The following is a 12,870-nucleotide window of genomic DNA, read 5'->3' on the forward strand; positions in this document are numbered from 1 at the left end:
TGACTTAGGGAGAAACGCTTTGCGCGTCGGTCTCGGGATGATCTTCCAAAATCTGGGCAAGGAACGCACCGACCTGGAGGTCTATAAGAGCGAACTCGATCTGGCGGATCTGGCTGAGCCGCTCGGTTTCGATTCGATCTGGGCGACGGAGCATCACTTCACCGACTACATGCTGCTGCCAAGCCCGGTTCAGTTCCTCACTTACATGGCGGGACGGACGCGTCACGTCAATCTCGGCACGATGGTGATCGTCGTTCCGTGGCACAACCCGTTGCGCGCTGCGGAAGACGTGCTGATGCTCGATAATCTGTGCGGCGGCCGCCAGATCGTTTCGGTCGGGCGGGGTATCGCCCCGGTCGAGTTCGCCGCATTTGACATCCCGCTTCCCGAGACACGCCCGCTGTTCGTCGAATCGGCCGAGTGCGTGCTCGAGGCGCTGGAGACCGGCGTCTGCGAGTATGACGGCCAGTATGTGAAGCAGCCGCGTGCGCCGTTGCGCCCCGGCCCGTTCAAGTCGTTCCGCGGCAGGACCTATGCTTCAGGCGTCTCACCCGCAAGCATGCCGCTGCTGGCGAAGCTCGGTGTCGGCATGTTGATCGTGCCGCAGAAGCCGTGGCCGGCGATCGAGAAGGATCTCTCGGTTTATCGCGAGTTCTACCAGCAGGAAAACGACTGCCCAGCCCCGGCGCCGATTGTGGTCGGATGGACGTTCGTCGATGAGGACCCGGATCGCGCCGAGAGCATGGCTCGCAAATATATCGGCCGCTACTATGATTCCACCGTCGACCATTATGAATTCTCCAATGCCGAGCTCCATAAGGTTCCGGGCTACGAGTACTATCAGGGCATCTCGAAAAAGATCGCCGAAGTCGGTCGGGAGAAGTTCATCAACTATCTGGTCGATCTCCAGGTTTTCGGCACGCCGGCGCAGTGCCTTGAGAAGATCGAGATGATCAGGGCGAGGACCGGAATGGAAACCTACGTCGCCGTACTTAGCTATGGCGGCATGCCGGCCGAAGAGGCGGAGCGCAACCTTCGCCTGTTCAGCTCGAAGGTCATGACAACGCTGCAGCACGACAAGGTCGAGGTGGCGGCCTAGCGGTACGGACCGGCATACGGGCAAGGACGGCGAGCCGCACCGCAGTGGAATATGACTGCAGACGGACGGCGAGGCGACACGCCACCTACTGGGAAGGTAATCGTCGCGAGCGGTGGGGCTACGGCATTTGGCAACGAGGTGGCTGAGGTCGCCGCGACGGCAAGCGGAATGGTCGTGGGTGACGGTATCGGCGCGAATGCGACGGCTACTTCAAAGGCTCGCGCGCTGCGGCGCCGAACTTCGAGGCGCGTTGTCCAAGATAAGCCAGAATCGCGCTACCCGGCTATTTCGGCAGGTGAGAAGGTCCGGCAAAGATCGGTTTAGCCGACCGGCCTAAGCGCATCATACTTCGTTGGCGCCCTACCGTCTGGTTGGGCCTCCACTGTCCAATCTCATCGTGCGCAGCGGACTATCGCCTATTGCGGTTGCGCGTTTTCGTCGCCTTGCTCGTGCGGCAGCGGGATCGAGATGTCGCCCTCGGGCAGCTCGTCGTCGGGCTGCGGATCGCCGAAATCCTTGGTCTTCTCGCCGGACATTGTTCGTTTCTCCGCAAGGTTTCCCGATGAAGGAGCGCCTGGCGGCGAGTGTTGTTCCACCATGCCGTCTCCGGTTCGGCCGATTTGTCGCCTGCGTCGACCCTCGCGTCCGACTACTCAGGCTAACGGATCGGCGCATCCCTCGCGGTATCCTGTGGCAAGGAGAAGTCCGGAACCGCCGCCGTCCGGCACGTACCGCCGCCTCAGCCGCCGAGCGCCGTCGCCATCTCGGCGCCCTTCGCCTGCTTCAGCACGCCGCAATCGCGGACCTGCTCGATGGTGCGATCGAGATCGATCGGGCTCACCTTGTACTCTACGACCTTAGGCCGAAGGTCGCGATCGATCATCGCCGCCGCGTCGGTGGAGCAGTAGGCGACCGGTGCGCCGACCAGCGCGGAGGCGGTGAAGATGCCAGCGGACTTGGTGAAGCGGTCGAAGTTCTGGAGGAGCTGCCGGTAGCCGAAGTCGCGCGTCGCGGGTTCGCTCAACGTGTACATCACGGCGTACAGCTTCTCGTTCTGCCGCAGCCGGGCATCGTCGATCTTCCCCGCCAGCCACTGCGCGACGTCCATATCGCCCGATCCCGCGATCGCCGACATCGCGGCGCGACGGAACAGCGCGTCGTCGCTCGTCACCATCTTCTCGTAGAGCGCCTGCGCGGCGGGCAAGCCGCCTGCCGCAACATGCGCCGCGAAGGCGCTGCCGTAGAGGCTCTGGTCGAGCGCCTGCCTGTCGCCGCCGAGCCAGGCCTTGGCCGCGCCGTCCAGCTTTGCGCGCACCGCCGGATCGGCGGCGTCAATGCCGACGATGCGGACCAGCGCGGCGCGCAGCTTCTGCCGATCGGGATCGTCTGACGCGTAGGCACCGGGCTTGGGATCGGAACCGATCGCGGCGAGCCGCGGACCGTAGATCGCGTCCATCGCGCGCCGGTAGACCGGCACCGACGCCTGGTCGATGAAACCGCGCACGCGAAGCGAGCGGAAGCGCGATCCCGGCTCCACCGCCGCATCGGAATAGGGATTGGTCGAGACTGCTCTCGCCTCCGCCAGCAACGCCGCCGCCGGCGCCTCGCCCGCGCGGAACGAGGCCCACAGGCTGTCGTTGACGGCCAGCGCCTCGCCCGGCGGCAACGTGCCCGCCTGCATCGCCAGCGTCCGCCAGTCACCCTGATCGAGCGTGAAGCGGTAGTAGCCATTGCCACCGGCATTGGGCATCACGATGCCCTTGCTTTTGGCGGCGACGGTCATCGTCGGCTTGTCCATCAACACGCAATCGCGCTTGCCGCCTACCGAGTAGCAGACGGGAATGATCCACGATCGCGGCGCCGGCGTCGTGCCGAGCATCGCGTAGGGCTTCTGCGAGAAGGTGATCGTGCCGCCCTTCCGCGACACCGTCACCAGCGGCACGCCCTGCTGGTCGACGAAGCTCTTCAGCGAGGCGGTGATCCGCGGATCGTGGCCCGCGTCGGCCAGCGACTGGAAGAACTGGTCGGTCGTGGCATTGCCATAAGCGTGGCGGTCGAGGTGCAGGCGCACGCCCTTCTGGAAGGTGGCGTCGCCCATATAGGCGGCGATCATCGCCACCACCTGCCCGCCCTTGCCGTAGGTGACCGCGTCGAACGCGGTATCGATGTCGCCGGTGGTGGCGATCGCCTGATGGATGGGGCGACCGGCGGTGAGCGCGTCGGTGTTCATGGCGCTGAACGCCTCGCCGATCGCGCCCGCGCCGATCTTGAGGTCGGGCCGCCACTCGTTGCCTATGCGATAGCCCATCCAGTTGGCGAAGCTCTCGTTCAGCCAGATGTCGTCCCACCAGGCCGGCGTCACGAGATCGCCGAACCATTGATGCGCGAGCTCGTGGCTAACGGTCATTCCGAACGCCTGCTGCTGCGCGGTCGGTGCACCCTTGTCCAGCAACAGGATGTCGTCGCCGTAGGTGTCGGCGCCGGCGTTCTCCATCGCGCCGGGCATCACCGGGGAGCCGATTTGATCCAGCTTCGGAAAAGGAAAGGGCCGCCCGAAATAGCGCTCCAGCAAGCCGACGATCGGCCCGGTGTTGGCGAGCGCATAGTCGAGCTTGTCCTTGTTGGGCTGCGTCGCCACGACGCGCACCGGCATCGGCTGCGCCCGCTCGGGTGTCGGCGCCGCCTGGCCCGACGCAATAGCGAAGGGTCCGACCATGAAAGCGGTGAGGTAGGTCGGCAGCGGACGCGTCGCCGCGAAGGCGTGGCGCACCATGCCGGCCTTAGCCGGCGTGGTGCCGGTCTCGGGCGCGTTGGAGACCGCGACCGCGCCGGGCCTCGTCGTCAGTGACACCGTGAACGGCGTCTTGTAGCCGGGCTGGTCGAACGAGGGATAGGCGGCGCGCGCGTCGACCGATTCGAACTGCGTCCAGGCATACCACCGGCCGCCCGCCTGGATGTGGTAAAGCCCGGATGGGCCGTCGCCGAACGGCGCGTCATAGTCGAAGGCGAGCGTGGCGGCGCCGGCGGGCAGCGGCTGCGCGAAGTCCAGCTTCGCCACGCCCTGCGGATCGACCTGCGTATAGGTGGCGCGGATCGTCCGCCCGCCGACCTTCGCGCTTGCCGAGGAGACCTTGAGGTCGCGGCCGTGGATCCACAGCGAACGGCTGGACGCCTGCACCAGCACGTCGATCTCGACATGGCCGGAGAAGCGCGGCTGCGCGGGATCGACAGTCAGGTCGACGCGATACGCCTTGGGCACGGCGGCGTCGGGCAGGCGGCCCTGCGGCGCGTCGCCGGCGGGCGTCGCGGCGGCGAGTGCTGCGGCCGGCAGTGTCGCGCAGGCGAGCGCGGCTAGGAAAGAACGCTTCATCGATGCCCCCTGATCTGGAATGGGACAGGTGTTATAGCCCGGCAACACAGCCGGCAAGCCACGGTGAATTCCTCCGTAACCTTGCCCGTTCTGCCGACGTCCATGTGTGCGGGCGTACCCCTTTTGTCGGGGAAGCGGTGTTGCGAGGGTTCGTACGCGCTCATGAGAAACTACTCGACGCGCCGTCTCGGCCGGCGCCATGTGCCCGCCATGTTGGCCCTTCTCGCCGCGCTGTTCGCGCCATTGTCGCACGCCTCCGCCAGCCCGCGCGACCTCGGGCCGGCGCGCGCCGGCGTCGCGATGCAGGCGACCGCGCTGGCGGCGAGCGCCGACGTCACCGTGCCGCTCTCCGGCGCCCGACCCTATCGGCTGCCGATCCCGGCCGTCGAAGGCCGGCGCGGCAAGCCGCTGGTGGTGATCGACGCCGGCCATGGCGGGCACGATCCCGGCTCGCTCTCGCTCGACGGCACGCGGCGCGAGAAGGATGCGGCGCTGGCGATCGCGCGCGCGATCCGCGACGAACTCCTCGCCTCCGGCCGCGTTCGCGTCGCGCTCACCCGCAACAGCGACAGCTTCGTCACGCTGGGCGAGCGCCCGGAGATCGCGCGGCGGTTGGATGCGGACCTGTTCATCTCGATCCACGCGGATTCCGCGCCGGGTTCCGTCGCGCGCGGCGCCACCGTCTACACGCTGTCCGAGGTCGCTTCCGACCGCGTCGCCGCGCGGCTTGCCGCCAAGGAGAACCGCGCCGACGTCCTCAAGGGCGTGGACCTGGGCGGCACCGCCGGCGACGTCTCCTCGATCCTGATCGACCTGACGCAGCGCGAGACGATGAACAGCTCCTCGCGCTTCGCCGACCTCCTCCAGCACGAGCTGTCGGACCAGGGCGTGGTGTTCAAGTCGCTCTACCATCGCTTCGCCGGCCTCGCCGTGCTCAAGGCGCCCGACGTGCCCGCCGTGCTGCTGGAGACCGGTTACATGTCCAGCCCAGAGGACCTGGAGCTGCTCTTCTCGCGCGACTACCAGCACGAACTCGCGATCGGCGTCACGCGCGCGGTTGAGGCCCACTTCGCGCGACGCACCGGCCGCATGAACGTCGCCTCGGCGGAGTGACGCGCTTCCCAAGCGCGCTGGCTCTGCTAAGCGCGCAGGCGGCATGGACGAGGATGACGGCCCGATCCGGATCAGGCGAGAGCGGCCGGGGCGGCAACTCCTGCGCCGCTGGTACGTCCGCCTGCCGCTCACGATCGTCGGCTTCCTCCTCGTCGCGTGGCTCGGCATCTGGCTGATCTTCGCGCGCGACCTGCCATCGCCCGACAAGCTGCTCGCCTACGAACCGCCGCTGCCCACCAACATCCGCGGCTACGACGGATCGCCCGTCTACACCTACGCGCGCGAACGCCGGATCGAGCTCGCCTACGACGAGTTCCCGCCGCTCCTCGTCGACGCCTTTGTCTCGGCGGAGGACAAGACCTTCTTCACGCACCACGGCGTCGACCTGCCCGGCTTCGGCGCCGCCGTGATCGATTATGCCCGCAAGTACGGCTCGGGATCGCGGGCGCGCGGCGGCTCGACGATCACCCAGCAGGTCGCCAAGAACCTGCTCACCGGCAACGAATATTCGGTTCGCCGCAAGGTGCGCGAGGCGATCCTGGCGATCCGCATCGAGCAGACGCTCACCAAGCCGCAGATCATGGAGCTGTACCTCAACCAGATCTTCCTGGGGAGGAACGCCTACGGCGTGGAGGCGGCCGCGCAGGCCTATTTCGGCAAGGACGTGCGCGATCTCACGCTGCCCGAGATGGCCTATCTCGCCATCCTGCCCAAGGCGCCCAGCAACTACACGCCCGAGCACGACTCCGCGCGTGCGCTGGAACGCCGCGCCTACGTGCTGCGCGAGATGCTGGCCAACGGCTACATCACCGCCGGCCAGGCGCAGGCCGCCAACGGCGAGCCGCTCGGCACCGTCGGCCGCGCATCCCCAAAGCAGCAGATGGCTGCCAGCTACTTCACCGAGGAGGTGCGGCGCGAGCTGATCGACCGCTTCGGCGAGAGTGCCGACGACGGCCCCTACAGCGTCTACGCCGGCGGGCTGTGGGTGCGCACCTCGCTCGATCCCAAGGTGCAGCAAGCGGCCGAGGACGCGCTGCACGCCGGGCTCCTGCGCTACGACGGCGGACGCGGGTGGCCGGGGCGCTCCGCCGCGATCGATCCCGGCGAGGGGTGGCAGGGCCGGCTCGTCGCCGCCAACGTCGGCGCCGGGCTGCCGGGCTGGCGACCGGCGGTGGTGCTGTCCAAGCGCGGCGGCGTCGCCGAGATCGGCTTCGAGAACGGCACGACGGGCGAGCTGCCGTCCTGGGCGGCAAGCCAGCCCAAGCGCGGCGTCGGGGGTGCTGCCTACAATTTCCTCAAGGCCGGCGACGTCGTGATCGTCGCCAATGCCGGCGGCGGCGCCTGGGCGCTGAAGTCGGTCCCCGTGATTTCGGGCGGCTTCGTGGCGGAGAACCCGCACACCGGTCAGGTGCTGGCGATGCAGGGCGGGTGGGACTTCAAGGGCAACAGCTTCAACCGCGCCACGCAGGCGCTGCGCCAGCCCGGCTCCTCATTCAAGCCGTTCGTCTACGCGGCAGCGCTCGACGGCGGCATGACGCCCGCCTCGATCATCGTCGACGGGCCGTTCTGCGTCTATCAGTCGGCGCTGCTCGGCTCGAAATGCTTCCGCAACTTCTCCGGCGGCTATGCCGGCCCGCACACCATGCGCTGGGGCGTCGAGCAGTCGCGCAACCTGATGACGGTGCGCGCCGCCAGCCAGACGGGCATGAAGAAGGTGGTCGCGCTCGCCAAGAAGGTCGGCATCGGCGACTATCCTTCCGTGCTCGCGATCGCGCTCGGCGCCGGCGACACGACCGTGCTCAAGATGGTCTCGGGCTACTCGACCATCGCGGACCAGGGCCGCAAGATCGGGCCGACGACGATCGACTTCGTGCAGGATCGCCGCGGCAAGGTGATCTGGCGCGCCGACGAGCGGTCGTGCGAGCGCTGCAACCTGCCCGACTGGGACGGCAGGCCGATGCCGCGCCCGCCGGTGCGCGGGCGCCAGGTCATGGACCCGCTGAGCGCCTATCAGATCCTCCACATCATGGAGGGCGTCGTCCAGCGCGGCACCGCCACCGTGCTCAACGACCTCGGACGACCGCTGTTCGGCAAGACGGGCACGACCAGCGGGCCGACCAACGTCTGGTTCGTCGGCGGATCGGCCGATCTCGTCGGCGGCGTTTATCTCGGCTACGATCGGCCGCGCCCGCTCGGCGGCTCCGCGCAGGGCGGGACGATCGCGGCGCCGATCTTCAAGCAGTTCGCGAAGGTGGCGATGGACGGGATGCCCGTCGTCCCCTTCCGCGCGCCCACCGGCATCCGCATGGTGCGGATCGATCGAGCGTCAGGCCGCCGCGTCTATGGCGGCTGGCCGACGCAAGACCCGAAATCCGCGATCATCTGGGAAGCGTTCAAGCCCGATAGCGAGCCCCGCCGCACCATCCAGCGCGGCCCTGCCCCCGCCGCGAAGGCCAGCCCTGCCGCCGCATCCGCGCCGCCGGCTCGCGACAGCGAGTTCTTGGCAAGGCAGGGGGGCATCTACTAGATCAGGCCATCCCCGCCGGCACAGGACGCCGGCCTACTCCGCCCGACGGCCGCGCCCTTCCCGCCGCTCGTCGGCGAACAGAAGGTTGAACGACGATGCGCGCCGAAGCGCAGGCTCATGTCGACACGATCAACGCCGCGATGGCGCTCGTCCGCCGCTTCCTCGACTGGGACCGCGCGCTCCGCCGCCTCGATGAGCTGGACGCGCGCGCCGAGGATCCGACGCTCTGGAACGACGCCAAGGCGGCGCAGGCGCTGATGCGCGAGCGGCGGCGGCTCGACGAGTCGATCGTCGCCGTCCGCCGCATCGAGCGCGACCGCGACGACACCGTCGAGCTGATCGAACTCGCCGACGCCGAAGGCGATGCCGCGATGGCCGACGAGGCGGTCGCGAGCTTGGCCGAGCTCGCCGTCCGCGCCGACGCCGACAAGGTGCAGGCGCTGCTCGCCGGCGAGGCGGATGCCAACAACACCTATGTCGAGGTCAACGCCGGCGCCGGCGGCACCGAGAGCCAGGATTGGGCGCAGATGCTCCAGCGCATGTATCAGCGCTGGGCGGAGCGACGCGGCATGAAGGTGGAACTCGTCGACTTCCACGCCGGCGAGCAGGCGGGGATCAAGTCCGCCACGCTGATGCTCAAGGGCGAGAACGCCTATGGCTGGGCCAAGACCGAGAGCGGCGTCCACCGCCTCGTCCGCATCAGCCCCTATGACTCGGCCGCGCGCCGCCACACCAGCTTCGCCAGCGTCTGGGTCTATCCGGAAGTGGACGACGACATCGACATCCAGATCAACGAGAGCGAGCTGCGCATCGACACTTTCCGCGCGTCCGGCGCGGGCGGACAGCACATCAATACGACGGACTCCGCCGTGCGCATCACGCACATCCCCACCAACATCGTCGTCCAGTGCCAGAACCAGCGTTCGCAGCACAAGAACAAGGCGGAGGCGATGAAGCAGCTCAAGGCGCGCCTCTACGAGGAGGAGCTGCGCAAGCGCGAGGTGGAGGCCAACGCGACGGCGGCCAGCAAGACCGATATCGGCTGGGGCCACCAGATCCGGTCCTACGTGCTCCAGCCTTATCAGCTCGTGAAGGATCTGCGCACCGGCGTCACCTCCACCTCGCCCGACAGCGTGCTCGACGGCGCGCTCGATCCGTTCATGGCGGCGGCGCTGTCGCAGCGCGTGACGGGCGAGGCGGTTGAGGTGGAGGACGTCGATTGATGGTTCGCAGCACGGCCCTGCTCCTTGCCTTCGTGCTGGCGGGTTGCGGCGATCAGGCCGGGCACGGCCAGGCGCGACGGCCGAGCGACGGCTTTCCCGCCGCCGCGCGACCCGTGGCGGGAATCGTCTCCGATCGCTGGTCGACCGAGGCCGATCGCGATCGCGTTGCGGAGGCACGTGCGGTGATGGACGCTGCCGGCATCGGGCGCGGCATGACGGTCGCGGATATCGGCGCGGGCGAAGGTTACTACACCATCCGCCTCGCCGCCCGCGTCGGCGAGGACGGCCGCGTGCTCGCCGAGGACATCATTCCCGCCTATCGCGATGAGCTTGCCGAGCGCGCGTCGCGCGAGCGGCTCGACAATGTCAGCGTGCGCCTCGGGGAGGCCTCCGATCCGCGCCTGCCGCCCGGCAGCTTCGATCGCGTGCTGATGGTCCACATGTACCATGAGATCGCTCAGCCCTACGCCTTCCTGTGGAACCTCCGCCCCTCGCTGAAGCCCGATGGGCGCGTGATCGTGGTAGACGCCGACCGGCCGACCGACCGCCACGGGACCCCGCCCGCCCTCCTCGCCTGCGAGTTCGAGGCGGTGGGCTACAGGCGGGTTGCTCACGCCGCGATGCCGTCGGCCGGCGGCTATCTCGCTGCGTTCGAGGCGGTCGGCCCCCGACCGGCGCCCGGCGCGATCAGGGCCTGCGACGAGACGGGACGGCCGCTGTAACCGGTTACATCAGCCCCATGAGCCGAAAGCTGCGCGCATCGTCCGTCGCCAGCACGACGTGGTCGAGGAGGACGATTCCCAACGCGTCCGCGCCCGCCGCGAGCCGGCGTGTCGCGCGGATGTCGGCGAGGCTCGGCCGCGCATCGCCGCTCGGATGATTGTGCGCGAGGATGAGGCCGGTGGCGCGCCGGTCCACCGCCTCACGCAGTATCTCGACGCCAGGCAGCGCGGCGGCGGCATCGTCGCCCTCGGCGACGGTGGCGATGCCGAGCAGGCGCGCTTCCGCGCTCAGGTAGGCGACCGCGACGCGTTCGTGGTCCAATCGCGACAGCAGGGGCGTGAACAGCAGGATCGCGTCGGCCGGAGCACGCAACCGGCAGGGATGTTTGCTGAACGTTTCACCACACGACGAAATACTCATGAACCCAGGCTGCACTGATGCTCGCCACCCGCAAGACGATCCATCCGGAACGGAGTTTAATGGCTGGCGAATCATCGGATGCGGCTGTTACGAGAGGCAACGCTGACCCGGCGTGCGAGAGCGGCTGTTCACCGGTCGGAATGGTGCTTCGGCCGAGGGCGCTGGGTTGCTGCCTCATTCCATGACCTACCAGTCACAGGGCGCGCGCGGCCGCCTGCCCGGGGTGCTTTGGCACCGCGCCCGCGGTCTTGAGCCGGACTACTCGTTCTTGGCCATCACAGCTCCGCATCCCACCTCACTGCCCTCTGTGGCGACGGTCCAGCGGGCGTGACATGACATTTCGGACCTCGACGAGGCCGACCTTCCGCGTCGAAGCATTTGGAAGAGAACCCGTGAACCACCCCGAACATCAGTATCTCCGCCTTCTAGACCGCGTCCTCACCAAGGGTGACGAGCGAATGGACCGTACCGGAGTCGGCGCCAAATCGCTGTTCGGCGAGCTGGTCCGTTTCGATCTGAGCGGCGGGCAGGTGCCCATCCTGACCACGAAGCGCGTGTACTGGAAGGCCGCCGTCAAGGAGATGCTCTGGTTCCTGAAGGGCAGCACCAACATCCAGCCCCTGCTTCGCGAGAATGTCCGCATATGGAGCGCCTGGCCGCTCGCGCGCTATCAGCGCGAAACGGGCTTGACCGTGAGCCAGGCGGAGTTCGAGGAGCGCGTCCTCGCCGATGATGAGTTCGCTCGCGAGTGGGGGGACCTCGGCCCGGTCTACGGCAAGCAGTGGCGCCGCTGGGTCGACTCCTCCGGCGCCGAGCATGACCAGATCGCAAAGCTCGTAGAGACGCTGAGCACGAACCCGTCCAGCCGGCGGATGCTCTTCCATGCGTGGAACGTCGGAGAGTTGGATCTCATGGCGCTCCCCCCCTGCCACATGGTCTATCAGTTCCACGTCAATTCTCGTGGCGAGCTTAACTGCCTCATTTTCCAGAGATCCTGTGACTTGTTCTTGGGCGCGGCATTCAACTTCACGGGCGGCGCGGCCTTGGTCCACATGCTGGCCCAACAGGCGGCGCTAACGCCTGGCGAGCTGGTTTGGATCGGCGGCGATGTGCATATCTACCTGAACCACCAGGATCAGGTGCGTGAGCAGATGACACGCGAGCCGCGGCCACTCCCAACGATGCGCCTGCGCCGAAAGCCTGCTTCGATCGACGATTATCGCATCGAGGACTTCGAAGTCACCGGCTATGCGCCTCATCCGCCCATCCACGGCGACGTGGCAGTCTAGGCTTTCCCCATGCGCGATGGCGATCCAGCTGAGAGCGTTGCCAAACGGCGGCCGGGGCTCGGGACATGATGGCGTACGCTCCTGGCGATGCATCAGCCGCCCGGCGCGGCGCGACCCATGACGTTCGCCGGTTAGGTGGATGCATGCTGCTCGATAGACCCGAACTCCATCCTACGCACCACCATGCACCGCCCGGCTCCCCGGACACCATCATCGGTGTCCGCCACGCGGGAAAGGATCGCCAGTCGCTGACCTGAGCCGAAGCAGGTCACCGCGGAGGATCGCAGGCGGCCGCCACCAGCTTCGGCCTACGGAGTAGGATTTTCATTGTCTCGCGTTCGAGCCTGTGCTTAGCATTTCCCGAAATGATGCGGCGGGACCGACTGTGGCGGCATGTGTCACGTCCTGACCGATGGCCTGAACGTGCGCGCTTCACGCGCTGCGCAAACTGCCCGACTAAGTCGATCAGACCCCGTCTGATAAAATGACGCGTTAACGACCAGCGAGAGGTATCAGCATGGCGGCTCTAGACATGGCGGCAATGCAGGGATTGTTGGACAAGCAGGCGATTACCGACCAACTGATGCGTTATAGCCGCGCAATGGACCGTCGCGACTGGGATCTAGTTCGACAAGTCTACTGGCCCGACGCTGCCGACGATCACATGCACTACCAGGGTGATCTCGCCGGCTTCCTCGAACATGCCAAGAACTTCTTGGTTGATATGCCGACGGTGCATTTCCTCGGCAATGTCTTGGTCGATCTCGAGAGCGACACGCTCGCGTTCGCGGAGACCTACTACCTGGCATATCACGACTTGCCGGGGGAGAGCGGTAGGCAGGACCTGATCCTGTGGGGGCGCTACCTCGACACGCTGGAAAAACGGAACGGCGATTGGAGGATTAGCGCGCGGACGCTGGCTCTCGACGCCTACACGCTGACCGCCGGCACCTCCTCTTGGGAAAACGGCATGTTCTCCGCGATCAAGACGCGCGGCGGTGCGAAGCCGGACGATCCGCTTTATCGCCTCCACCCTCGCGGCGGGCGTGCCTGAACCGGGCGGTCCGATCGCCCGTCGTGGACCGCCGCATCCGGCGACGGTGACG

General features: G+C 67.4%; 8 protein-coding genes and 1 pseudogene. 7 read left to right on the top strand and 2 right to left on the bottom strand.

What is annotated here, in order from left to right:
* The first annotated feature begins 19 nt into the window (after positions 1-19).
* Positions 20-1,099, top strand: a complete 1,080-nt coding sequence (locus ACOFKX_RS06655) for an LLM class flavin-dependent oxidoreductase (protein ID WP_419826256.1) — start codon at positions 20-22, stop codon at positions 1,097-1,099.
* 739 nt (positions 1,100-1,838) lie between these two features.
* On the opposite strand, the gene ACOFKX_RS06660 is transcribed toward ACOFKX_RS06655, so the two are convergent.
* The gene (locus ACOFKX_RS06660; RefSeq protein WP_419826257.1) at positions 1,839-4,469 is read right to left on the bottom strand and encodes a M1 family aminopeptidase; all 2,631 of its coding nucleotides are present in this window, start codon (positions 4,467-4,469) and stop codon (positions 1,839-1,841) included.
* Positions 4,470-4,796: 327 nt separating this feature from the next.
* Between ACOFKX_RS06660 and ACOFKX_RS06665 the strand changes: the two are divergent.
* The 4 genes and pseudogenes from ACOFKX_RS06665 to ACOFKX_RS06680 all read left to right on the top strand — a co-directional run.
* A pseudogene (locus tag ACOFKX_RS06665) lies at positions 4,797-5,582 on the top strand (N-acetylmuramoyl-L-alanine amidase family protein); the annotation flags it as partial.
* Positions 5,583-5,625: 43 nt separating this feature from the next.
* On the top strand, positions 5,626-8,109 hold the full coding sequence (locus ACOFKX_RS06670) for a penicillin-binding protein 1A (RefSeq protein WP_419826258.1): 2,484 nt from the start codon (positions 5,626-5,628) through the stop codon (positions 8,107-8,109).
* A gap of 95 nt (positions 8,110-8,204) precedes the next feature.
* A complete protein-coding gene (gene prfB, locus ACOFKX_RS06675; protein WP_419826259.1) occupies positions 8,205-9,332 on the top strand; it encodes a peptide chain release factor 2 in 1,128 nt (375 codons plus the stop codon).
* Positions 9,332-10,054: a class I SAM-dependent methyltransferase gene (locus tag ACOFKX_RS06680; protein WP_419826260.1), complete on the top strand. Its 723-nt coding sequence runs from the start codon at positions 9,332-9,334 to the stop codon at positions 10,052-10,054. The genes prfB and ACOFKX_RS06680 overlap by 1 nt, the downstream gene beginning before the upstream one ends.
* A gap of 4 nt (positions 10,055-10,058) precedes the next feature.
* Here the strand turns inward: ACOFKX_RS06680 and ACOFKX_RS06685 are convergent, their stop codons facing one another.
* On the bottom strand, positions 10,059-10,427 hold the full coding sequence (locus ACOFKX_RS06685) for a JAB domain-containing protein (protein WP_419826261.1): 369 nt from the start codon (positions 10,425-10,427) through the stop codon (positions 10,059-10,061).
* A gap of 440 nt (positions 10,428-10,867) precedes the next feature.
* Here ACOFKX_RS06685 and thyA point away from each other — a divergent pair, with 440 nt between their 5' ends.
* Positions 10,868-11,764 (top strand): thymidylate synthase, encoded by an 897-nt coding sequence (thyA, locus tag ACOFKX_RS06690; RefSeq protein WP_419826262.1) that lies wholly within the window; start codon positions 10,868-10,870, stop codon positions 11,762-11,764.
* 532 nt (positions 11,765-12,296) lie between these two features.
* A complete protein-coding gene (locus ACOFKX_RS06695) occupies positions 12,297-12,818 on the top strand; it encodes a nuclear transport factor 2 family protein (RefSeq protein WP_419826263.1) in 522 nt (173 codons plus the stop codon).
* Positions 12,819-12,870 lie beyond the last annotated feature (52 nt).

Origin of the sequence: Sphingomonas sp. (genome assembly GCF_965200105.1) — a bacterium.
Lineage (GTDB): Bacteria > Pseudomonadota > Alphaproteobacteria > Sphingomonadales > Sphingomonadaceae > Solisphingomonas.